We start from the raw sequence: 26463 nt of genomic DNA, 5'->3' as shown, positions 1-26463 counted from the left end.
TTTTCTTCTATATCATTTATCTATCTTACTCTATCAGGATGAATAATGCATAAGACCATTACCATCCAAAATTTTGCACCAATTCTATATTTTTATCCATCTCTGAAATCGGAATAGGCATGAGGTAATGTCTATCTAAAAATACTCTTTTTTGAAAAGCTACGCGTTTGTAAAACACAGCCGCTCCCGCCTCTTCGCCATTCACATCCAATCCAGTAGCCGAAAGTTCACTGGCAGTGGGTCTAGCGTTTAGTCCATGAACAGATCCGTTAAAGTATTGGGTACCTAGCATCCATCTCCTTACATCCCAAAATCGGTGTCCCTCAAAAGCAAATTCCACTCTTTTTTCATTCTGAACCCGCTTCCTGAAACCATCCTTTATGTTATCTTCAGGAATAACCGGCAAGTCAGGCATATCTACACGTTTTCTCACAGCATTTATTGCTGAAAACGCATCGGCGTTAGGACCATCATGGTATTCGTTTAGAGCTTCAGCATAAGCTAAATAAAACTCTGCTAATCTAAAAATAGGATAATTCCGCTTCGCATCTGGAGAAGTATACCAATTTTGAATATCTACTGTTGGATCACACCATTTTTTGATGGTGTACCCCGTTATGGATGTAGTCCCTCCACCCTGCATTGGCCATCCATTTGATCCGTAAGCTTTTCCATTGCCCCACCACGCAAGTTTTATAGCTCTGGTATTACGACTCTGTACCCAAAAACTGTTGTGAAAACCTATACTTGCATAAAACCGAGGATCTCTATCTTTGTACATATTTGACATATCAGTCATCCACACCCAATTTGTAGTTCCGTCAATTGCCCATATCCATTCGGAGACAGTTCCGTCTTCCTTGTAACCTGAATTTGGATGATTAATTGGATAACCCGTTTTTGTTTCATAACTATCGATCAACTCTTGTGTAGGGCTAAATTTGCTCCACCCTAGAAAAGATCCACCATAAGGCAAATGATTTTGTTCTATAAACTTTGTATTAGGCAGGTTATAAGGCAAAATAACTTCTTCCCAATCCCTCGAATAAAACAACTTTGCATAACCATTGATTGGATCGTTAGTTAGGGGCTTATAAAGCTTATAATCCAAATCCAAAACTTTTTTTGCAGCATCAGCTGCTCTCTTCCATTTTTCGCGATCGTAAGATTGCGGGAATAAAAGCTTCCCATCTTTGTTTTTTACGTTAGCATACATCGCATTGCCATTAAAAAGAGGGCTAGCGGCATATAACAGAGTTTTAGCTGACAAGGCTAACGCTGCCCCTCTATTAATCCGGCCCAGATCTCCATCAGGATGTTTCAATAATAACTTTGGTGCAATATCTTCGCATTCTGAAACGATAAAATCGACTACCTCTTCTACCGAATTCCTCGCCACATTCCATGTCGACTTATCCGAATACTCTATAGACTGGGTAATGATTGGAATAGCCCCATACCGCTTAAACAATTCAAAATGATAAATTGCTCGCAAAAATCTAGCTTCGGCGATATAGTGTGGAATACGAGCAGTATACTGCTGTGACTGATCCGGAGGAATAGGAACACTTTCTATTTTCTCTAAAAAGATATTCGCTTTCCGAATATCCTGATATCTCGACTCCCACTCACCAAAAGGATTATCTGCTGCATTCCAAGCACCCAAATTATACTTTTCCGAAGGAGATCCTGCATACCAGTGGTGATAAGATTCATCAGAGGCAGGGCTTGTCTCGCTGATCGTATTACCATTTTCATGGAGCTCATTTGGCAGTCGCGTATATAAATGTGCTAAAACCGTATTTGCGCTATTTATATCAGTCCAAATCTTATCTTCAGTCACTAATTCTGCTGGTACCACATCCAGAAATTTGCTACAGCTAGCAAGTAAAAGGATTGTCACTAAATTTAAAATACCTATAATCTTATTGATATATGTTTTCATCGCTTAAATTCTTTATAATTAATACAAATTAAAAACCTAAACTAAGTCCAAAATTCATTACCCTTTGCTGTGGGTAATTTCTAGAATCGTTCGGAATTTCTGGATCAAATATTTTCAGTTTATCCCAAGTAAGTAAATTGATCCCTGTAGCAAACAACCTTAAGCTTCGAATATTATATTTATTGAGCCAAGACGAAGGAACTGAATAACCTATTTCTGCATTTTTTAATCGTAAATAATCTCTCGAAGTTACCCAAAACGAAGAAATTTGATTGTTATTAACATTGTTGGAAGAAGAAAGTCTTGGATATTTAGCATTAGGATTATCTATAGTCCAATAGTTATCTTTTACATCAGCTAATACACCAACATCGCCAGAAAATGGCCATACAACATCACCTGTGAGCCAAACATTTCCTCCAAAACCACCTTGAAGAAGAATACTAATATCAAAATTTTTATAATTCACTCCCATCGCAAAACCCAAAATCTTTGTAGGGATTGACTCTTTTCCGAAATACGCACGATCCAACTCATTAATAACCCCATCACCATTCATATCCTTATATTTAATATCACCAGGTATGATACGTCCATATGAAGTTTGATCAGCACTTTTATCAATATCTTCTTGAGATTGAAACAAACCTTCTGCTATTAATCCATATTGATCATTCACGCTTCTTCCTGTTTGTCTTCTATACTCTCGTCCAATATAAGAAGCCTCATCCATCTCCAAAATCTTATTTTTTGCATAAGAAAAATTCCCTTTGAGAAAATACCCCATCTCTCCGATACGACTTCTATACTGCAACTCTAGTTCAAAGCCTTTGTTTTCAACTACACCTAAATTCAATAAAGGTAAACTAGTCAATCCCACTGTTGAAGGCATTGTTCCGGGTGCAGCCAAGATATTACTACGCTTTTCATAAAACACATCTCCTGTCATTGTCAATTTGTTTTCAAATACTCCCAAGTCTAGTCCAAGATTATATTTCCAAGCCTTTTCCCAAGTGACAATAGGATTTCCATACTGCCCCTCAGTAGCTCCGCCATACCATACGCCATTGTAATCTTTACCAAATTGATAACCAGCAGCCCCCTGCTCCCAAGTGCTTTGATACAAAAAGCGGCGTCCACCAATTTGATCGTTTCCTACCAAACCAGCTGACCCCCTAATTTTCAATAAATTAAAGGAAGACAAATAGTTTTTTGCAAAACTCTCTTCTGACATCACCCAAGCTAACGATAAGGAAGGGAATAATGCATAACGTTGTCCTTCTGGAAAATTTTCCGAACCATTATAGCCAAAATTTACTTCTGAAAAATAGCGATCTAATAAACCATAAGTAAGTCGTCCTACCAGGCCATTATATTTCATTGGTAATCCACCGATTGCATTTCCCGAGCCTACTTGATCAAAAAAACTCTGTTGAGTATACAACAACATACCAGTTACCTCATGTTTCTCCGAAAATTTTCTGTTGTAATTTAACGATGCTTCTAGCAGAGTTCTTCTACTCTGGTTTGCTGACACATCATAAGACAATGTATTCGTTCCTTCAAAAATACGTCGATAGACTCCCTTTGAAAGATCTGTTTCATTTTCATCTGCGATCGTCCATTGATAATTCCATACATTTTTATTACGTACGACATTTCGATATCCACTTACATCAAAAGATACCCTTGCCCGAGCACTTAATCCCTCAGTAATAAATGGCATATTAAAATTAAATCCTGCTGTAGATTGAAAATTATTCCAAAAATTGCGCTGATATCCTCGAGCCGTCATCTGCCCATAAGGGCTGTGCGCTTTAGAATCTAAGTGCGGTATCGAACCATCAGGGTTTGTCAATGGATATAACCATGGAGGAGTCGATTGTAGCATTCCAAAAATACTTCCAGCGCTAACATTCGGGTAATTATTGTCACGTATTATTGTTCCAATATTTAATTCAACTTTCAGATTTTTTGTGACATCCAAGTCGACATTAGATCTAAAGTTATAACGATTTGATGCGGCTTGGATGTCATAGTCTTTTACACGATCTTCAAACTTATATAGCCCATTCTGCTTCAGCCATGACAATGAGACAAAATACCGCGCACGTTCTGTACCACCCCCTACATTTAAATTTGCCTGGTTCATACTTGAGTTATCTTTCAACATTGTCTCTACCCAGTTTACATTAGGATAGAGGTATTCATATGCAGGTTTGGTACGATCACGAAATTTATTAAGATATTCATCTGTATATTGCGCATAATTTAGTCCATCATTAATTAGCCCTTCCCTAAACAAAGTTAGTGCGTCATACGAATCTAAATACTGTGGCAATCTTGTCGGAGTCTGGATTCCAGACTGTGCCGTAAAAGTAATATTTGGCTTTTGCGCAGCACCTCTCCTAGTCGTCACTAATACAACGCCATTAGCGCCTCTAACTCCATATACAGCTGTAGAAGATGCATCCTTTAGAATAGAAATACTTTCCACTTCATTTGCATCAAGACTAGAAAAGGATCTCTCAACACCATCAACAAGGATCAACGGACTTGTACTACCCGTAAAAGTTGCCATACCACGAATCCAAAGCTGGGCTCCATCGTAGCCAGGCTCACCGCTATTCTGTAAGGTAATTAATCCAGGTAAACGGCCTGCCAATGCATTACTTAAATTCGCTACTGGACTTTGTTGTAGTTCCTTTGTTCCAATTGAAGCAATCGCTCCTGTTACGCTAACTTTCTTCTGCTGTCCATAGCCAACGACAACTACCTGATCTATATCTTCGGATGAATTTACAAGATTAATCTCTAAACGGCTTTGATCAATCAACGGGATGGTATCATTTCTAAAACCAACAGCCGATATTATCAAACGATCGCCAGCGTTATACTGGAAATTAAAGGAACCATCTTTCAAACTTAAAAATTTCATTTTTTCCATCTCAAGTAACATGGTCGCTCCATGTATAGGTAACTGATTACCATCTCGCACTACTCCAGACAACTGGCTTTTTTGTTGTGCACTTGAACTCATGCACCATATTAGAAGTGAAAAAATCACAAAATATTTCATAAATTTCAGGGTTATTTTAACAAATAATTAGTTAATAAAAAATGTGGGGAAAGGAATTCAAAATTTAACAAGAAATACAACATCTTCAGTAAATTTCCTATATAGATTAAAATATTAAATAATAAGTAAATTAATCACATCAACCACTTCTATTAAAATAGATTTTTCTTCTGGACAACTGAGTAGATGCCACCTGATTATACAATTGGGCAATCAACTTCATAGATGATGAGTATAAAGTCGCTCTTTCCATAGTCCTCTCCATAGTATCACACCTCCCCCCTGTAAGTTGTCTATCAAATGAAAATAAAACGATGGTAAACAAAGGATCCTCGTTCTTCATAATTCACTGTTTAAGTATTAGTTATAAATTGATAGAATAAAATTACTTGACTTAAATTGGTAAATTCAATCAAAAATTAACCAATGCCAACTAAATTATAACCAAAATAGAATACGGCTGGATAGAATCAGTAATCCTTGAAAGCAAAGAGGGCAGATAAAGTTCACTTTATCTGCCCTCTTTAAAAAGCATGTGCTTATTTCAAATTGTGTTATTTAGAAAAAAGGCTGTTGTTTAGGAAAAACTTTACGTCCGAAAAATTACCATAACCTTCTTGATTATTTGTAGCAATCTGATAAAGACCTACTTTCAGTTTTTTATTCATCAAGTCTTCACGCTTAAAGGGTGTATTTGGTAAATCTTCCCACTTCTTACCATCTACAGACGAGCGAATAAAAAAATACGCACCCACCTTCTGTACTTGGATATAGGGGTCAAAATTGAGACCACTTCCCGTGTTGCCTTCTTGATGCCTATGCCCCACACTCCGCGCCAAATTACCTAAATTCCAACCAGTCAAAATCGTATTGTTAATATAAGAACCAGTTATCGCTGGATCTTGAATCATAATACCGGACTCGCTTGACGAACGTGTCTGTGTAGACAAACCGACCACATCATCCACTTTCACCTGCAATGTAAAATCTCCAGAGAGCTCTTTATAGACAAATGGAGGCAACAACTCCGCGTCCTCCCACTTCGTATGCTTAGATCCTATTGTCCATACAGCATCGCTTAGTTCGATATTGGTTTTCGTACTGTCCAAGTTCGGACTAGTCTCAAAAGCATCCCAAAATGGGATCTTGACTGTCGGCAAAGCAAACCTATCCACAGATTGCACCCCGGGCAAAACCATTGGCTTATGCGTCGGTAAGACAACAGATAGGGTTTCGCTGACGTTACCAAACTCATCCTTAACAATTACTTGAACAGCTTTGTCAGTTTGACCTTCACTAAACAAATAGTAGGATTTATCGATCCATCCAGAACTCGAGGTTCCAGAAGAAAACAAATATGACAATCCGTCCTTACTATCCGCTAATTGAACGAATACATCGGTGTCGTTGACGTACCGTGGCGCAATGGATATCGTAGGTTTATATCCGTCCAATACGCCCTTCGACATTGATTGCCAGATATGGTATCTTCCTAAAGCTTCGGTAGCAGATAAAGCTCCTCGGTAAGCATTAAAGAAATGAATAGCTGATTTAACCTCGACCAAATTGTCTTTTATAGCAAAAATATTTTTCAACTTACTAACTTTAGTCAGTTGGCCATTGATATACAAAACATTATTATCCTTATTATGAATCAAGATATAATGATTCCACTGCTTACCATCAAATAAATCAAAATCCAATGTATAAGCTTCGCTTTTTAATATCGTTTGGAGCTTAGGGTCGGCAATCTTCTCCATTTCCAATGCCGTACGCTTGCCAAAAATTTTGACGGTAGCATCCGCCAACCGAATTGTCTCTCCCGTATCAGAACCGTGATTCTTCAGTACATGTACAGCGCCTAAATCCAAATCATCTGTTTGTATTGCAAAGAAAGATGACTGCGACGCTTGCTGCATATACAATGCTGAAATTTCTTCGCTTGACAAGCCTTTATTATAAAGCTGTAGATCGGCCAGATAACCTGAGAAATTGTTATCAAAAGCGTCTGAAGCACCGATCACAAAGGAATCAGCCGTCCTAACAAACAACATCCTATTTTCCTCTCTTTGCAGTACATTGTCCACAAATAGACGTTCTATATATCCATCAAAAGAAATAACAACATGATGCCATTGATCAGCTGACGGCGCCTGCTTAAACCCTAGATCTGGCCAAGATCCATGCACAACAGCTCCCCGTTGCGGATCATTACCTACGCCAAAGACCGCCTTTGTAAGATCTTGCCCTCCTTTGGACCAAGCCAAAACATCTTCAAATCGGCCAACAGTCGGATTGTTCACCCACATAGACACCGTATAGGGGCTATTACCTTCCAGCGACTGTGGGACGGCAAATGTAGAACGAAATGCTGTAGCTCCATTAAAGAAAAAGGCCTTTCTTCCTTGGTAGTTTTTGACCAAAACCGTTTGCTCCGATTTGATTTTGTCACCTAATATTCCTTTATTTTCGATGATCGAAAGGCGCTGTCCTTCTTGGTATCCACCGGCATCCAAATGCAACAGATTTCCAAAAGTTCTAGTGATTTCAGGCATAGTTTGCGGATCCGACCAAATGGTCTCCTGTTTCATCCGTGTACCATATACCATCATGTTCCATACGCCACGAGGTAGTCCTTTTAGCTGTGTATTCAAGATATTCAAGCGAACATAACGAGCCTTTACTTGACCATGTTCGAGAATTGGGCTTCCCCAACGATTATTTTCAGACCGATCTACAAACAAAGTCCAATTGTGTCCATCTAATGATGTCTCTACCGTATACTGATAAGCATATGTTGGATACTCAAACTGGATAGATACTGTTTGCACGTCCTGAGCCTGACCTAGATCCACACTCATCCATGCCGACTGATGGTTTTCTTCAGCACGCCAAAGCGTACCATTATTCTGATCTACTGCAAAAGAAGGTCTAAAATCCTCATTGTAATAAGACGAAGCTTTTACAGGTTTGCCCAGGGCCAAGTCTTCAGGCCCTTTACCCTTAATCAGATCCTGTATACCTTTGTGTGTAGGTTTGACCTTTTCGATATTACCATCGGCGGTAAAAAACAATTCATCAACAGCTACCTGTCTATGGAATCCTCCGCCCGAATGGGGATTATTATGTCGATGGTAGACAATGAAAAAACGTCCGTCCTCTTCCAAAATGCTATGATGTCCAGGGCCATGTATTGAACCATCTTCATTAGTCACCAAAATTGGATTTTCATCAGGATACTCGAATGGCCCCATTGGTCCTGTTGTACTCTTTACATATTGCACTCGATAAGTATGATCTTCACAATGTCCAGAAGAATACATCATATAATATACGTTATTCCTCTTAAACATAATAGGTGCTTCGAAAAACTCTTTCGCCACCGTATTAGGGATAAGATCTATCTTCTCAAAACTCTTCATATCCTTATTTAATAGGCCAACTGCACAACCATGATCCGGATAGATCCCCCATGTTCCCCAAAACATATAAATTCGTCCATCATCATCGGTAAACGATTGCGCATCCAATGTAATCACACCTGGGATTAGATAGTTAGGAATAACTGATTTTCCTTCAGGGGCTATCGAGACCCATGGACCAACAGGCGTATCCGATACTGCTCCAAATATTTCCACAGGTTGACTGTAATACAGATAATACCGTCCGTCATACCCTTGTGTCATATCAGGAGCCCAGTACCAATGTGTATTAGGCCAATTCATAGGTTGTATTGTCCAGTTAAGAAAGTCTTTTGAAGTCCAGACTTGAGAAGGTCCTGCCCCCCACCCAGTGCCGTCCGTAGTTGCATAAATATAATAGGTATCACCTATTTTTTTTATTGTAGGGTCAGCAAAATAACCAGGTAATATAGGATTTAATAGTTTGGGATGTTGATGCGCTTTAAGCACCTGTGCTTCTGTCTTAAAAATAGACAAACAACCGCTCAGTAAAACGATAAAAATATGCTTTCTCATAAAATCTTGATATCAATTTGCAAAATACCTTTACTCGTTCAAAGTCACACTACACATTTTAACGAATAACAACCAAATATTAACGTTAACTGACAGACTTAACGCTAAAACGGAATTTTAGTGATAAAAAATGAGGGGTGTATTTACAAGTAAATACACCCCTCATTGCTTAAAAACACCTATCTACTTAATTATAATAAGGATCATTAACATCCTTCAAAAGTAAACTATTCCTATTCACCTCAGTTCTTGCAATCGGGAACAAATAATATGCTTCAATAAAAGTTCTATTTCTAACAAGTTTGGGCTGATAAGTAAAGCTACCGTCTCCATTCTTCGTGATATTTACTCCCATCAAAGGCTTATTTTCAGTCTGCATAGCAATTTTCCATCTACGGACATCATACAGTCGATGGCTTTCAAAACAAAGCTCCACCTGCCTTTCGCCTCTGATTCTACTTTTCAAAGCAGATCCAGATTCGGTAATCGCAGGCATCTTCACACTTTCACGATTTCTTGTTTTATTGACATACTCTCTAGCTAGACCGTCTTGATCAAGTTCTGCCAATGCCTCTGCATAATTTAAATATAACTCGGCCAATCTAAAAATAATCCAATTTTGATTACTTCCTTCGGATCCAAATCGAATACTTTCACTCATATACTTGCGCCAATTATACCCCGTTTCTGTTGCATTCCAACCTTGATCTCCTTTTTGCGAATCCTTTCCTCCGTCAAAAGTCTCAACCGTCGTACCTCTAAAAGTTGCTCCATTATACAATATATTTGCGTAAAATCTTGGATCGCGATTGATGTAAGGGTTTTGTGCATCATAACCTGAAGTTGGATCCGTTGGCAATTTTCCATTCTTCAATTCAAATGCATCAACCATAGTCTGTGATGGCGTATATACACTCCATCCCCCATAACTGTTAGGTTGACACACAATATCCATTCCACCTCCCGGTACATTACTAAAGTTATAATCAAACAAAACCTCTATGTTTCTTTTATCGGTAAAAACCTTTTTATAGTCTAAGTTTTGATAAAGTCCATATCCGTTACTCTCCGCAAAATCAATAGCTTCTTTACTTGCTAAAGCCGATGCAGTCCATTTTTCGCGATTGTTAGAAGGATTATGAAGCGCACTTGCGGCATAAAGAAGCGCGCGCGACTTTAAAGCATAAGCCGCTGTCGAAGTTGCTCTTCCGATACTCTTTGTATTATCTTTATAACTGGTAGGAAGCATTTCTATAGCCTTTTCGATATCTTTAAGGATAAACGCGATTCCTTCATCAAAAGTATTTCGCGAAATTTCGAATGAGCCATCATTTAAATCATATACTTTATCTACAATAGGCACTCCTCCATAATGTCTTATCAAGTCAAAGTAAGCATAAGCTCTCAAAAAATGAGCTTCCCCTATTAATCTATTCTTTTGAGCTATCGCAACTTCTCCTACAGAAGGTACGTCATTGATCCGGCTGAAAAAGATATTCAAATTTCTGATTTCCTGATAATTCAATTCCCAAAAATTGTATACGGGATTATCGGGTCCCATTTGTCCTAACTCTAATGCACGTTCATTTCCATAGGAGTGTTTCGAATTACCTTCATCACTCGCCCCAGACATAAAATATGCTTTTTGTACGCCTTGTGCTTCAGGAAAAGGGAGCAGTGTATAACGACTATTTATAAATGCTTCTACAAGATTTAAATCTTGCCACACATCGGCATCAGAATAAGAATCTAATGGCTTCTTCTCCAGAAAATCTTTTTCACAGGACAACTGCAAAAAGCTACATCCTGTAATTAACAATATTGAAAATATTTTGTTCATGATAATTTCTTATTTGGTGTACAACTATTAGTCCTAGTCCATTAAAGGGTTAAATTCACGCCTAATGTGTATATTCTGGTTTGAGGATAGTAGGCTCCTGTATACGATTCCGTTTCTGGATCGTAATGCTTTACTTTATCAAAACTGAACATATTAAAACCATTTAAGTACAATCTCAAATTACTAACCCCTACCTTCGACAATTTTTCTCCAGAAAAAGTATAACCTACTTCTACATTCTTCAGCTTAAAGAATGACATATCCTGAAGCCAAAAATCGGATGCTCTATTATTTATATCATAAGTTCTATCGAAAGCGCCTGGATATTTTGCATTTGGATTATCCGCTGTCCAGCGATCCTCATACAACCACGTCGGCGGAATAAATTCACCATTATTCGCTTGTGGCAAGATCATCTGTTTAGCCTTAGCTTGTCCTTGCCACAACATACTAAAACTAAAATTCTTGTAACTTCCCCCCATACGCAAACCATAAACTAGCAAAGGTGTTGGAGATTCATAAATACGTTCTTGATCATTTGCATTGATTACACCGTCATTATTTATATCTCTATATTTTATGTCACCCACCTTCGTTCCCGGAAGTTTGACTGCCGTGTTATCTAATTCTTCTTGTGTCCTAAATATACCGTCTGTACGGTATACCAACCATGACCCCAATTGGTATCCTTGTATTTTTTGCCATTCCAAAACGTTAGGTGACTCATCAATAAAGACGACCTTACTCCATGTACGGGTCATGTTACCATTAACAAAATAATTAAAGTTATTTACTTTTCCCTTGGTACCTAAAGTAAATTCGATTCCCTTTCTATCGACTCTTCCTATATTTTCATCGGGCAACATAAGTCCGGTTGTATGAGGCACTGATGCATTTCGCTTTGCAAGAAGGTGATCTCTTTTTGCCCAAAAGTATTCTGCGCTAAAGTCTAACTTACCTCCAAAAAAAGATCCTTCCAGGGCGACATTTTTCATTTCTTCGACTTCCCATGTGACATTTGGATTGGGCGCTACGCCTGGCATTAACCCCGGTGCATAACCCGGATTTTCTCCATCCCCCAAATAATAACGATTATGATCTGCCGCTACGGTATAGCGTGTCAAAAATTGGTATTGGTTAATCCGATCGTTGCCCAACCTACTGATAGAGCCCCTTAGTTTGAGTTCATTTACAAACGAAAAATTATCCTTGATAAAGCGTTCTTCTCCGATTCTCCATCCAACAGATAAGCCTGGAAAATTACCATATTGTCTTCCCGGAGGAAAATTGAACGAACCATCACGACGAAATACAAATTCTGCAAGATACTTATCTGCATAGGCGTAATTAACCCGGCCGAAGAAATTACGCCTCGAATTCTGATCCGCAACACTACCGTTTCCTTGACGGGTTACGTCATAGAAAAAGGCAAATAACTGATCGATCTGACTACTTACTAAACCATCTCTATTTGCAGAAATACGTTCGTTATAGTACTCACTTTGCTCTGCTGCTGCAAAAGCACCAATATCATGAAGACCAAACTGTCTAGCATAGTTCAAACGTATGTGATAAGTCTTTAAAGAATTATCACCAGCGTGTTGGTAGATGCTTGGATCAGCCAACAACAATCCTCTTACATTATTATAGGTATCTGTAGCACTACTATATCGATACAAATCAAAGGGCTTCGTAAAAGTTTTTTCTTTATTGAACGTAAAATCAAATGCTGCAAATCCTTGTAGCGAGAGTCCTTCTGTGATATATGGTAGCTTTAACTCTGCATTTATCATAGTCTGCAAACTACTCGTCCCTCTTTTGGTATATCCATTATATCCCTGTGCCAGCTGTAATGGATTTGGCCCTTCAATACCAGCCATCGGAAGTCCGTTAGGATAAAAAGGCGCAAGTCCAGGATAAGACCCCAACATAGATAAGAAGATTCCCTCTGAAGGTGTTCTATCGACCGCCGTTGGTGAATAATTACGATCTTCCTTACGACCGACAAGATCCACACTTAACTTAAAATTATCCGTTATTTGTGCGTCAATGTTAGACCTTAAATTGTATTGATTATAATTTGTTGCACTTTTTCTAAAAAAAGCATCTTGATAAAGGTAACCGCCAGACACAAAATATTTCAGGTTATCAGCTCCACCTGAGACAGAGAGAGAATGTTGAGTTTGAGGGGTCAACGGCTTTAGCACTTCACTGTACCAATCTGTACTCGGATAGCTAATGGGATCCGATCCATCCCTAAACTTTTCAATCTGTTCAGGACTATAGGTTACGTTACCTTGCCCCTGTCTGATATCCTTTTCATTTCTAAACAATGCATATTCATATGCATTTACCAAACGAGGGACCCGAGTAGGCTGTGATAATCCAAATGACCCGGCATAATCGATTGTTGGCTTACCTATACGTCCCCTTTTTGTGGTAACAAGTATCACACCATTTGCCGCTTGTGCACCATAAATCGCAGCAGAAGCATCCTTTAATACAGTAATACTTTCTATATCATTGGAGTTCAAGCGTTCAAAACCACCTCTATTTGCAACCCCATCAATGACGATTAAGGGCGCCTTGTTTCCTGTGGTACCTGATCCACGAACTAGAATAGAAGAACCATCAGACCCCGGCTCTCCACTTCTGTTATTGACAACTAGACCAGGCATTCTACCAGCCAGGGAGTTAGCAATATTGGGTGATTTACTTTGTGTAATTTCATCCGCCCCGATCTGTGTTACAGAACCTGTTAAGGTAACTTTCTTTTGCGTGCCATAACCAACGACTACGACTTCATCTACAATATTAGAAGCTTCTTCTAGTCTAATTTGAATGTCGGTCTGTAAATTTATAGAGATTTCTTTTGCTTTATAGTTGACACTGGAAACCACTAAGACCTCTGGAGCACTATACGACAATGTAAACTCTCCTTTATTATTGGTAGAAGTACTACTTCCAGAATGCTTTAATTTAACAGAGGCTCCAGCAATAGGTTCTCCGGTACTACTTAAAACTTCTCCACGCAATGCTTTGCTCTGTTGCGCATGTCCTAATGTACTAAATAGCACTAGACAGCATCCAATCAAAAATTTCATCATTTGATATACTATGTTTACAATCTTTTAGGTTCATTACATGCTATTAGTCAGCGAAAAATTCGATTTAATAACATCCTCATTACACAAACCTAAGATATTTGGCTGGGTAATCAGAACCGTATTTTAACAAAAAGCACTCACATTTTAATATCAAAAAAAGATATTTCTTCACATGTTATTAAGTCATTTTTTGTCGATTGATATTGCTTACAATCAAAATTTAGTGTAGATAATCCTTTAGGTATCTTGTCTTTTGCCTTATGATTTACCTAGCGGTATATTTAATACATTAGAGGGAATTTCGAATAGGATTGCATATTTAATGAGGAACAGATTTGAGATAAGCCCTATCGATAGGATCGCTGATAACCCCATTCGGAGAGATTATCAGCGGATTCCTTTCTTAAAAGTCGGTAAAAAAATCACCTATTATAAACCCATATTATCCGTTCTTTATACCTTAAGGTTTAAAAACAGGCTCTTGACCAGGATGAGGATTCTGAACCAACAATCTGTTATTTACAACCTCCTTCTCTGGAATCATCATAATTAATTTATTAGACAAAGCTGGTATACTCAGTTCTTGATAGTGGCCTTGTGCTAGTGTCTTTTCGACCCCGGTTTTAAGTCTTAACATATCAAACCATTCTATCCCCTCTCCCCACATTTCCTTACGTCTCTCGAGCAAAATTGCCTCAATGAGCATTTCCTGAGCTGTAGTGGTAGTGATGGATGCATCTCTTTCACTTTGCACAAGATTAAGGACCTGAAGAGCCTCTGTCACTTTCCCTTGTCTTGCTGCAGCTTCAGCTTCGACAAGATACATTTCCGCTGCACGCAAATCATACAGATGTCCATAAGGCGGCTGACTCTTAAGTTCACGGAATTTTGTAGCGGCATACTTAGTTGGATATAACGGATTTGGAATAACCAACAGTCTTGGATCATCTTTCATCACAACTTCAACAAAATAATTTGAAGGTAATATCTGCTCACTCTGCCAAGGTGCATTATTCTGACCAAAGTCAAACCAACAAGCAGGCGAATCGTACCACCAATAGTCTTGTGCCCCTTGCTCATACCCCAATACCCATTCTTTATTCAAGGAGGAAAAACCAGCTCCATACTCGGTCATCGACATGAGGCTATATGTTGTTCTTATCTCTCTAGCATATTTTTCTGCTTGTTCCCAATTTTCCATTGTCAAATAGACCTGCGCTAACAAAAAATTGACAACATCTATATTATAATAATTTCGATTATTGGATCTATCATAGTTTTTAAGAAGATGCTCTGCATCGCCCAGATCCTGTAAAATACGCTTATAAACTTCCTCGACTGTAGCCCTTTCTTTAGGTTCTAAATCTTCTTTTAACTGCAGAGGAACCCCAAGCTTACCTTTTGCAACACTGTAAGTGTGCTGATAAAGACGAACCAAGTTAAAATAATTGCGCGCACGTAGAGCCAAGGCTTGTCCCTTAATAGCATCTTTCTCCGACTGTACTCCTGCAGCCTGATCTATATTCCCGATAATAATGTTGGTATTTAGAATCACTTTATAAGCTGTTCCCCATATTACTGACGTCACAGCACCTGCTGGGTCATAGCGTTGATTATTATAAGTATAAAAGTTCCAATTATTTCCCACTTGCTCTTGATTCACCATCATATCGGTCCCCGTTACAGTTGATAAGATTTTTATTCCTGAGGGACTTGATATAGGAGGGTTATTATTCCCATCCCTCATCATACGATAAGTACCCTTTAAGAGAATCCCTAATCCTGTTACACTTTCCAGCACTTCGCGATCGGTCAGATCAGAAGTTGGATTCTCCGTCAAAAATTTATCACAACTCACACTAGATAAAACAAAAATGGCCAGTAATAAGCGTGTTGTTATTTCTCTAATATTTTTCATATTCTATGTTTTTTACTTGATTTAGAAAGACACGTTCAATCCTATAGTGTAACTACGCAAAGCAGGTACGCCCGAAGAAGCATCAACTACGCCCATCAAGGTTCCCAAATTACTGTCATAGCCAAAATTTTCCGGATCAGTACCTCTCTTTTTAGCACTTCCAAATGTCAATAAGTTGTCTCCTCTAAAAAACATCCGTAAAGAAGAGATATGCAACCTATCACTTAATGAAGATGGAACAGTATACCCTAGCATAACATTTCTCAATCGGACAAAATCATTCTTGAAAACATATTGATCACTATATCTAGCATTTGAAAATGCATTAAATGTTTCATAAGTATATATCTTTGCTACATCTGTCTGATCACCTGGATTTTGCCAGCGTCTATCCAAGTTATCGTATACTGCAAAATTTTCGCGTAACACATTACTCTCGGAAAAGTTGTAATCATACATTTTACCTCCAAAGCTATAGTATAACATGAAAGACAAATCCAGCCCTTTATATCTAAATTGGTTTTCCAAAGCACCGAACACTTTCGGTAATACTGACCCCTGGTGAATGCGCTGCTTATCAACATTCACTTCATCGTAGGTTTCCGTCTTTTCCTGTCCTATAATATTTCCCTTTCCATCAAATTCATACTTCCACCATTGATTGTGACCATTATCTGGATTAACCCCTGCAAATGAAGGTGCAAAGAGATCATACCGAGATCCCCCCTCACGCCATTTAAATATGCCTATGCCTAGATTAAACTGTTCCTCTTTACTCGGCAGGCTGGTAATTTGATTTTTATAAGTTGTTGCGTTTAAGGAAACTCTCCAGCTAAAATTAGCATTTTTCACTGCTTGGTAGTTTAAGTCAAATTCCCAACCTCTATTTCGTATATCTCCTATATTTTCTATTATATTTTCCATTCCTAAACTTGGCGCCAAAGGTCTACCTAAAAGTAAGTCCTTAGATTTTCTAGAAAAGTATTCTACACTACCGGAAAGCTTATTAAACAAGGTAAAATCAACTCCAAAATTAGACTGTACATTAGCCTCCCATTTGATTTTCTCATTTTTAAGTTTACTTAATACCACACCAGCAGTCCCCGCATAACCATAAGGACTATACAATGCCTGATAACCGTAGTAACTATTTATACGATCATTCCCGACTTCACCATAGCTTGCTTTCAACTTCAAATTCTGTAACCAGTCTTGTGTATTTTCCATAAATGATTCTTTGGATACCAGCCATGCTCCTCCAAGAGAGAAAAATTTCCCCCAGCGATAATCAGGAGACCATCGAGAAGAACCGTCTGCACGAACACTTCCCGAAACAAAATAGCGATCATCATAATCATACTCTGCTTTTCCAAAAAAACTAGCTAAACCATATTTACTAAAATTTGATGTAGCAGTTGGATCATTGGCAGCCAATGTTATTTCTTGAAAATAAGGAACAGCCAAACCATGTCTAGTCGCACCTGCACCAGAAGTTGTGTACGAATAGACTTCTTGACCCGCCAATACATTCATGTGATGTCCACCACTAAATACCTTGTCAAAAGTCAACACATTATTAACCGTGTGCGAATACGTCCGATATGCATTCCGCTGTACATACCCCTCAGATGGCAGTAATTGATTCTCTCTTTCAGGACTCTTCCACATGCTGTAACTATTATTGATCAACTGAAAAGAATAAGTTGTCTTAAGAGACAAACCTTCAAAAAATCTAATATTGACAGATGAAACCGTTTGTAAATTATCCCGCTGATCATTTTTAGCTTCAGTCAATGCGCCTAGTGTACTCCATCTCGGCCACCAAGCCCTTCCGTTCGTAATTCCTTCATCAAGATGAGGTTTTCCAGTAAAAGAGCTTGTCGAATAACCTCCAGCAGCATAATCCCATAGGTAGGCAGAGTATTCACTTGGCATGGTACGAAATACGCGTGCATCAAAACCTCCATTTTTATCGATCGTGTTCATATACATCATAGAGTTATCCATCGTCAGCCAGTTATTTACTTTTGAAGTCAATGCTATTCTTCCGTTGAATCGCTTAAAATTATCGGCCTGATGTATCCCTTTATCATTCAAATAAGAGAATGATGTATAAATCTGATTATTATCTCCCATTGCGCCACTTAAATCAACTCCATAATCTTGCTTTAATCTATAATCAAAGGCTTCATCAAAAAGATCAAAATCCCAAAGTCGTTTCGCCTCAGGCTTAAGCTTGCCATCCAGTCCTATCGGATAATCCATATTCCAGCCCGATCTAAAATTTCTCGTTGTACCATCAGGGAGTTCCAGTGGGGTCGTATTCCAAAATACCGAAGGCACCCTGTTGCTCGCATATTCGCGGGCTTCTTGATCACTTTTATTCTGGAAATCAACAGCATCATTATACAATCCTTCCCAAGCTAACTCCCACTGCTTCGTAGGATTCACTTTCTGTGGAAATTTAACTGCAAAATCATTGATAGTCCAACCGCCTCTCGCATTGACACGAGTCTGGCCTCGACTACCTCTTTTTGTGGTAATCATTATTACCCCATTGGCTGCTCTCGAACCATAGAGGGAAGTTGCGGCAGCGTCTTTCATTACAGTTACCGATTCAATATCCGAAGGTGAAAAAGAGTTCAGATCTACATCAGAAGGCACTCCATCCACAATATACAAAGGACTTGTTTCAGCGCCTAATGAGCCTATTCCCCGTATAGTAATATTAGGTGCAGCTCCCGGCCTACCAGAACTGTTTACAACTTGTACACCAGCAGAAAGTCCCTGTAACCCCTGGGCGACATTAGAGGTGTTTACATTTTCCAACGCCTTGGAATCGATTACTGTCGCAGATCCTGTAAAAGCTGTTTTTCGTGTCACCCCGTAGGCCGTTTGAATATATACCTCATCAATTACCTTCTCGGTTCTATTTAGGACAATGATGACTGTAGATTTATCCGACACCGCCTCTTCGGCCGTCGTAAAACCAACAGCTGACACAACCAAAACAGCATTATTTAATGGAACAGTCAACTCAAACCTCCCCTCTTCGTTTGTTGCCGAAGACATGTTAGTACCTTTTAAGCGAATAGTTGCACCCGAAATCAGCTTACCATCATCTGAACGGACTGTCCCCCTCAATTCCCTATTTTGTCCGTACAGTATTGTACTGACTACCATAAGAAAATTTATAATTAAAAATTGTCTCCACTTTATCATGACTTATCAATTAGTTACAATTAGCTCTATATATAAATGAAAATAGAACTCTAAATTAACAGAAAAGTAACAAGTCCTTAACACCAATATTAACTAATACCAACCATATTATAACAATATACCTGATTTACAAAACTGCAGTTTCGCATACCTATCTATAGCTGTTTTTACCCGACGAACATAATTCTATTAGAATCAAATACACAAGAATCTTCCTAAACAAAAAGATAGGCGCCTTACCTCAGTAAAGCGCCTATCAATAGCATTCCAAATCAAGCTAATTACTTTAATGTCACATCTAAATAAACCGAATGACGGCCATAAGTATCATAGAATGGCTTAAAATCTACTCCATCGATCGTAAACTTAAGTTGTTCCGGATCCCCTTGTATGGAGTTACCTATATTCTTTGCATCGAGAGTCACCTTACGCCATTCTTTTCGCGCTTCCGGTTCTTGCGCTGCCAATAAAATAGGTCCGTAAAAAAGGCTCGCTATATTCTGTTGATCCATAACCGGATCCAGATGAAACTGGAACGGCATTTTGAGATCAATGGTATCACCACTTTTCCAATTTCGGCTCAATTTCAAATAGCTTCCCGGTTTGGCTTGTACTTTTTGATCCTTACCATTTATTTTTACAAAAAAACCTTTAGTTGCCCAACTGGGTACACGAACATGGACATCAAACTGACCTTCACCTTTAATAGTCAATTGTGTCTGATCCTGTTTTGGAAAACTGGTACGCTGCTCTACTACGACATTGCGTTCTCCCCACTCCAGCGTTGAAGGAATATATAAATTCACATAGAGAGCCTTATTATCTTTACTCTTAAAATATATTGAATTCTGCAGTTTAGTACTGCTCTCGATAGCTGTACCATTACAACACGTAAACCCAGTCATATTCGGATTACCAAATTGCTTCATTGCACCGGGGCCTAGTGGCACATGATAGGTATTAGCAGGAGTATTCTCCGCAACAGAAGCCAAAATATGATTATACAATCCACGTTCGTAGTAATCCATATACTCTCCCCTCTGGTCAAAAAGGAACAGATTGCTTGTCAGCTTTAACATGTTATAGGTTGCACAAGTTTCATTTTGTCCTCCTGCTGCAAAACCATTTTGATATAAACTGGCTGGCTGTGCCGTAAACACCTCTGCATTCGCTGGATTGCGCGCTCCCGCTACACCGCCAATACTATACATATAATCGTTAACCGCTTTATACCAAAAATTATCTGCAACCTTATAGTATTCTGGCAATTGTGACACATTGTACATTTCAATGCTTCCAACTATTTGTGGAATGTGTTGATTCGCATGCAATCCACGAAAAGTATCTACATTTTTTGCCAATCCATGTGCATGTTCAGCGTTACCAAAAAACATATCAATGTTGTCAAATAGTTGAGCCGTTTTCAAATAATGTTCTTTATTGGTGATTCGATAAAGATGAGCCATAGTTTCATTCATTCCCCCGAACTCGCCCGCTATATACGTATTCCAAACCTTGATTAGGGTTTCTTTTGGTAATTGGTTTAAGCGATTGTACACCCAATCACCCATTCCTACAGCGACATCAAGTGCCTTTTGATTACCGCTTACTTCATAAATATCAATCAATCCAGCTAATATTTTATGCAAGGTATAATAAGGTGCCCAGACCTGGTTCTTCTGTCCACCGTACTTAGCTCCATGTTCAAGCATAATAAACTGATCCGGAGGATACGCACTAATATAACCGACACCCCAATTCCAATAATCTGTACGGATTCCTTCAGCACTTAAATCAGAGTCATACTCCGTCTTTCCCGGTCCATAAGGAACCGCTGTCGGATCGGCCACATAAGGCTCCCCATCCGATTTAGGTTTACCGGATAATTGGGACAAGCTATATAAGGTACTGACCATATAGTCCATTTTTTGACCAAAATTGTCCTGAAGCGCCTTATCATAGCCCGTACTGGCATATGCCTGAGCTATAGCTGTCAGATAATGGCCTGTAGCATGCCCTCTCAATTTTGTATCTTGACTATCCCATACGCCCAAAGGCTTTGTTCCGTCCGGCTGTGATTGCCCAAAAGCATCCCGAAACATATACAAAAAGGAGTTAGGATCCGTTGTTGCCAATGTCTGGATAAATTTATCCCGATTCTCTATAAATTTGGTTTCTTCATTAAGCAGGTCTGCATCTAGCGATACTTTATTCAGATCAAATGCTTCAAGTAAAGCATTAGGAGCATTGCTTTTGCCACCTCCTTTTATAGTGACTATAGCCTTAGCTCGTAGAGCTGTGCCAGGCACAATACCTAAGACTTCATAACGGCCAGCTGATAATACCGTACTATTGTCATCGGGGGCAGGCCATAAAACGCGTACTTTTGGACCTTTTAACCCATCTTTATACGTCCCTTCTACAAAACTTGGCAGTCGTGGTAATTCACCAATACTTGTTGACACTTCTACATCAGAGACTTTTAACAAGAATGCGTTATACAACTGCGCTTGAGTCATTGGAAAACTAGGCAGTTCGCCTTCAGAAGGTCGGACATTTACAGTACGCTGATTTCCTCCTTGCGGATTATTAAAGACCCCACTGACCTGATTCGGTGTTAACGGAATACGATATATACGAAAATCTCTTACCAGTGCGTCCAAATTTGGATCATTTACAAGCAGAGACTTTCCCACATAGAGTTTGTTTCTATTATTGCCTTCACGACCGAATACCTCGACGAGTTCTTTTGGAATGTCTCGACCTTGGCCCACCCGCTTGTTGTCTACATAGGTCGTGATTGATTTTTCGGGTATATCAATTACAATAGCTAAGTGCACCCATTTATTTAATTCCACCGCAGGAGATACCGCCCCAATTACCCCCTTTGTTCCGCCAGTTATCATTGCTTGATAGCCTTTTTGCTTCGCCGTACCAACAGGAGCTGCAAAAAAGTGGCTATTCACATTCTTTCCAAAATCAAACAAGCGCTGTCCTTGGTTATTTGAGCGCAAATAAACCCATCCAGATATACTAAGAGACTCCATATCCGTCAATGCCTCTTCTGGGATCACTACAAAATCATTCGTACTTCCCGAAAGAGATAACACCTTTCCAAATCTAGCATCCTCAACGAATTTAGCTTCAGCACCATGAGACGCATGAAGATTATTTCTAGACCAATCTTTTAAATCACCATTAAACACATATCGTGCTATTAAGCCTGTTTCACCAATGCCATCTAGTATCTGATCTCCGCTTTGCGCATGAGCAATAGTAAAAACTTCTGCAATACACATCACAGATAAAAAAACACGTATAAGTATCCTGTACATCTTCATATAGTATATAATTATTCGTTACAATCAGCATAAAATTAGGAAGAATATAGCTCCCTTAATAGGTCAATTTTAGCTAAAACCCCCTGTATATTAACAAAAGCTCTCCTTATCATACCCCGAATCAATTTACATTGTTCTACCACTAAGGCTTTTCCAAATTTTTTGCTGTACAACAGTATTATCTTCAATAGGTCGAAGATTTACTTTTATAGATCCATCGCTACCTACCGATCGTTCAAAACAGACACCTATTTTCGAAAAATATTTTGGATAATCGATATCATTGGTATTATATAGGTAAGAAAATATTTCGTCTAGTTTTACTCCCGCAATCTCTTCACACAGTAATTGGACCTCTTTGCTAGTCACTCCACGTTGCTTTTCCTTATAATACACCTTATACAGAGCACACATTACATCATCCAATGACTTCATATTCGAAGTAGCAGATCTAATGGTCATATCCAACAGCATACCTATAATAGGGCCTTTCTCATAATAAGAAATAGTTTCCCCCCTCCTTCCAAATGGGCCATCCTCCCAAGTACATAGACTAGATTCTGCTAAGCTTTGCTTTTTTCTTCCCGGATTCATTTCGTAATTAGCAATTATTTGCTCCCATTTGTACCAGAACTCCTCGCTTGTAATCAGACCAGACCGACTCAATAGTATTCCTTCATAATAAACCGTTAGTCCCTCACTCAGCCAAAGTCCATCCGTACGATTGACTCCACTATAATCAAAGGGGCCAAGTTCAAGCGGCCGGATCCGCTTCACATTATAATGATGAAAATACTCATGTGCAATAAAACTTAGTGTGCGCAAGCGAGACGACCGTTCGTCCATCCCTTCTCCTGTAAAAGCTATAGCTGTCGAATTAAGTTGCTCTATACCACCATTACCTTCACCAAGCCCTATAAAGGTATAATCTTCATAAGGAATATCGTCAAAAATAGCCGTAACTATCTGCACAATACTTTTCAAATCCCGCATTAATGCAGCACCATCAAAATCCTTCATCCCATAACCTAAAAAACGATGCTCTTTTCCACCAACCCTAAAACTTGGCAGCTCTTTAAGCGTTCCTAACAACATCGGAGAATCGTATAAAACATCAAAATTATCAGCTAACAACGAATTTTCAGACAAGCGGGGTAATCCTGTGGCTATATGAGGCCAAAATTTATTTTCAGCTATTGACACAATTACTGGATTTTCTAATTTCCCTATCAAATACATAAAAACCCCTGTAGGCCGGATAAAGGCTCTGCTTGTATCCATATATGGATTTGCAACAAATGATTTATCTGCTTTGATCTTATAATACACATGCACTGTAGCAGCACTATCTACCGCTACACGCCAACTATTCTGTGTCGTCTTCTGCCATTGCAGTGCACGCCCTTTATCATCGGTCGCTCGAAAATCGCTCACCTGTTTTCCAAAATCTAATACTTGGTAATAACCAGGCGTCCATGCAGGAATACCTAAATCTAGTATCGCATTAGGGGTTTCCATCGGCACTGTCATCTTAATTTCAAAAACATGTGCAGCTGCCTTCTCTAGCCCCACATAAAAGGACACCGTATCTACAGCGGCCTTTAGGCTATTGCACAACAGAAGAAAAGGAACAAGAAAAAATTGAATTTTCATAGGTGTATTACTTGCTTTTTAACGAGTCTGTTCCAATCGGCAGACTCATGTGTGTGTCCTAACTAAGCAGGAGCATATCAGACCATCAATATGCGTCCCATGCCGGAGGAGTTACCCCCAATAGATGCTTAACAAAAAAATCACGCCGTTTCCTTTCTCCAAAATCTCCTCCTGAAGCATGCCCCATACCTGGGACCATAATGAACTCATGATCCTTCCCATGTTTCATCAATTGATTGACCAACTGATAAGTTGAAGCAGGATCAACATTATCGTCAAGTTCACCCACGATAAGCATCAATTTTCCTTCTAGACGATACGCATTCTCCGTATTCGAACACGCCGCATATTCAGGCCCTATGGGCCAGCCCATCCATTGTTCATTCCACCATATCTTATCCATACGATTGTCGTGGCAGCCGCAAGAAGAAACTGCAACTTTATAAAATTCTGGATGAAACAAAACCGCCCCCGTCGACGATTGTCCCCCAGCAGAAGTACCATAGATCCCCACTCGTTCAATATCCATATAAGGATACTTTTGCGCAGCCGCTTTCATCCATAAGATTCGATCTGGAAATCCAGCATCTTTCAGATTTTTCCAAGCGACATCCTGAAATGCTTTAGATCGATTAGACGTTCCCATACCGTCAATCTGTACCACAATAAAGCCCAATTCGGCTAGCTCATACATTCCGGATGGATTTGCAGAAAAACTTTTAGGAACAAAAGAACTATGCGGTCCTGCATAGATATATTCAATAACAGGGTACTTCTTTTGCGGATCGAAATTTCTTGGTCGTACAATGAGTCCCCATATATCAGTCTTACCATCCCTCGCTATCGATGTAAATACCTCCGGAGCTTTCCAACCTGTCGCTTCCAAATCGGAAATATCAGCATTCTCCAGTACCATTACAACACTTCCATCAACAGTATTACGCAGCACTGATTTGGGTGCTTGGTCCGCCAGAGAAAAAACATCTACAAACAAACTATAATCACCATTAAAAGTAGCTTGATGATTAGCGGCCTCTCCTGTCAATTCCTTCAAATTCTTTCCATTAAACCCAACAGAATAATATCCGATCAGATACGGATCTACTCCTTTTTTCACTCCGCTGGCCTCAAAATAAATCTTTTTACTCTTTTCATCCACATGTACCACCTTCCGTACCACCCATTCACCCTTTGTAATCTGATTCTTCAACAGACCAGTTTTGCTGTCAAAACGATAGAGATGATTCCATCCGTCCCGCTCCGATGCCCATATTATTTCTGAGGTATTCTTCAGGTCATTTCTATACTTTTTACCACTATAATCTATAAATGTTGGACTTACCTCTGCTATAATGGTTTTCGTTTTTCCATCGATAGCACTTAATTCCATGATTGAATAACGCTGATGACCTCGTTGGTTATATTCAAACGTGATTCCACTATTATCGGTACGCCATTCTATGTTAGACAACGAAAACTGATTATAGACTTCAGACGGATCTACCTGAAATACCTTTCCTTCTTCCAGCAAAATCACCACAGGATAATACTGAGATAATGCATCCCCAGGCTTTGGATAATCTCTAGTCTGCAGTTTCGGCTGTAGTTGATCTAATGGCGAAGATTCCAACAAAGTCAACTGCCTGACCTCAGCTTTGCGTACTTTCGATAGGGCTAACTTTTTAGAATCACTAGACCACTGAATACGGGCTACATAATATTCACCGGGGTTTCCATCGAAAGTTAACTGTCGCTCACTCTTTGTATCACCCTTTTTAGTCACATACACATTGTGATTTTTAATATATGCAGTATACATTTTGTCCGGAGAATCAACAGGATCACCTTTGCTATCATCCCATCGAGCTCCCCAATACCCTCCTCCTCTACGCTCCGAATCGCTGTTGACAGCTTTCAATTTCGTCAGCTTTTGTTCCTTTACGTTCCATCTCCAACTATACCCTTGCTCTAAAAATTCGATTTCATGGGCATTTACGACCTTTAAACCTCTCCCGGAGAAACTCTTCAGCTTTATTTCTATCTCTAGCACTTCCGACAATTGCCGTTCAATATTTTCAATATTGGTTTCCGTCTTATGCTTAGACAGTGCATCGATGAGATAGAGAAGGCGCTTGCCATCCTTCTTGTGCAACGTATAGGCAAAGCTATCACCAGCTTCCGACCATTGTATTTGTTGAGGTACCTGATATACCATTCCAAATATATTGCGAATATCTTTAGATCGTTTGTAATCGTCAATCGTTCCCTGTCCCATCACAGACAATTGGTAAAAAGACAACAAAACAGCTATTAGTTTAATTTTCATAAGTATATAATTATTTAATAAGCTCGCAAGCTCGGTTTGCTTTTTCAACTTCTAT

At 39.1% G+C, this 26463-nt stretch carries 10 protein-coding genes; all 10 read right to left on the bottom strand.

All coding sequences use genetic code 11. The features are described 5' to 3' along the window. Positions 1 to 58: 58 nt before the first annotated feature. Positions 59 to 1945, bottom strand: a complete 1887-nt coding sequence (locus JKG64_RS00200) for a RagB/SusD family nutrient uptake outer membrane protein (protein ID WP_210352341.1) — start codon at positions 1943 to 1945, stop codon at positions 59 to 61. 28 nt (positions 1946 to 1973) lie between these two features. After that, the gene (locus JKG64_RS00195; RefSeq protein WP_210352340.1) at positions 1974 to 4985 is read right to left on the bottom strand and encodes a SusC/RagA family TonB-linked outer membrane protein; all 3012 of its coding nucleotides are present in this window, start codon (positions 4983 to 4985) and stop codon (positions 1974 to 1976) included. A 593-nt stretch (positions 4986 to 5578) separates the two neighbouring features. Then, a complete protein-coding gene (locus JKG64_RS00190; RefSeq protein ID WP_210352339.1) occupies positions 5579 to 9001 on the bottom strand; it encodes a family 43 glycosylhydrolase in 3423 nt (1140 codons plus the stop codon). Positions 9002 to 9188: 187 nt separating this feature from the next. Then, positions 9189 to 10841: a RagB/SusD family nutrient uptake outer membrane protein gene (locus tag JKG64_RS00185; protein ID WP_210352338.1), complete on the bottom strand. Its 1653-nt coding sequence runs from the start codon at positions 10839 to 10841 to the stop codon at positions 9189 to 9191. Positions 10842 to 10882: 41 nt separating this feature from the next. After that, positions 10883 to 13948 carry a SusC/RagA family TonB-linked outer membrane protein gene (locus tag JKG64_RS00180; protein ID WP_210352337.1) on the bottom strand — a complete coding sequence of 1022 codons (3066 nt, stop codon included), beginning with the start codon at positions 13946 to 13948 and terminating at the stop codon, positions 10883 to 10885. 460 nt (positions 13949 to 14408) lie between these two features. Then, on the bottom strand, positions 14409 to 15866 hold the full coding sequence (locus JKG64_RS00175; RefSeq protein WP_210352336.1) for a RagB/SusD family nutrient uptake outer membrane protein: 1458 nt from the start codon (positions 15864 to 15866) through the stop codon (positions 14409 to 14411). Positions 15867 to 15887: 21 nt separating this feature from the next. Next, positions 15888 to 19049: a SusC/RagA family TonB-linked outer membrane protein gene (locus JKG64_RS00170; RefSeq protein ID WP_210352335.1), complete on the bottom strand. Its 3162-nt coding sequence runs from the start codon at positions 19047 to 19049 to the stop codon at positions 15888 to 15890. A gap of 320 nt (positions 19050 to 19369) precedes the next feature. Further along, entirely contained in the window at positions 19370 to 22423 is a 3054-nt protein-coding gene (locus tag JKG64_RS00165; protein WP_246512443.1) for a beta-L-arabinofuranosidase domain-containing protein, read from the bottom strand. A gap of 132 nt (positions 22424 to 22555) precedes the next feature. Continuing rightward, positions 22556 to 24082 (bottom strand): M61 family metallopeptidase, encoded by a 1527-nt coding sequence (locus tag JKG64_RS00160; protein WP_210352333.1) that lies wholly within the window; start codon positions 24080 to 24082, stop codon positions 22556 to 22558. Between the two features lie 85 nt (positions 24083 to 24167). Further along, positions 24168 to 26408: a S9 family peptidase gene (locus JKG64_RS00155; RefSeq protein ID WP_210352332.1), complete on the bottom strand. Its 2241-nt coding sequence runs from the start codon at positions 26406 to 26408 to the stop codon at positions 24168 to 24170. Between the last annotated feature and the right edge of the window lie 55 nt (positions 26409 to 26463).

It is taken from the genome of Sphingobacterium tabacisoli (assembly GCF_017908035.1).
GTDB classification, from domain to species: domain Bacteria; phylum Bacteroidota; class Bacteroidia; order Sphingobacteriales; family Sphingobacteriaceae; genus Sphingobacterium; species Sphingobacterium tabacisoli.
This window is presented reverse-complemented; position numbering and strand designations above follow the sequence as displayed.

Coding starts and splice junctions, on each gene's coding strand:
- JKG64_RS00180 (WP_210352337.1), bottom strand. CDS start 13,948: ATGATGAAATTTTTGATTGGATGCTGTCTAGTGCTATTTAGTACATTA.
- JKG64_RS00185 (WP_210352338.1), bottom strand. CDS start 10,841: ATGAACAAAATATTTTCAATATTGTTAATTACAGGATGTAGCTTTTTG.
- JKG64_RS00165 (WP_246512443.1), bottom strand. CDS start 22,423: ATGTACAGGATACTTATACGTGTTTTTTTATCTGTGATGTGTATTGCA.
- JKG64_RS00155 (WP_210352332.1), bottom strand. CDS start 26,408: ATGAAAATTAAACTAATAGCTGTTTTGTTGTCTTTTTACCAATTGTCT.
- JKG64_RS00200 (WP_210352341.1), bottom strand. CDS start 1,945: ATGAAAACATATATCAATAAGATTATAGGTATTTTAAATTTAGTGACA.
- JKG64_RS00190 (WP_210352339.1), bottom strand. CDS start 9,001: ATGAGAAAGCATATTTTTATCGTTTTACTGAGCGGTTGTTTGTCTATT.
- JKG64_RS00175 (WP_210352336.1), bottom strand. CDS start 15,866: ATGAAAAATATTAGAGAAATAACAACACGCTTATTACTGGCCATTTTT.
- JKG64_RS00160 (WP_210352333.1), bottom strand. CDS start 24,082: ATGAAAATTCAATTTTTTCTTGTTCCTTTTCTTCTGTTGTGCAATAGC.
- JKG64_RS00195 (WP_210352340.1), bottom strand. CDS start 4,985: ATGAGTTCAAGTGCACAACAAAAAAGCCAGTTGTCTGGAGTAGTGCGA.
- JKG64_RS00170 (WP_210352335.1), bottom strand. CDS start 19,049: ATGGTAGTCAGTACAATACTGTACGGACAAAATAGGGAATTGAGGGGG.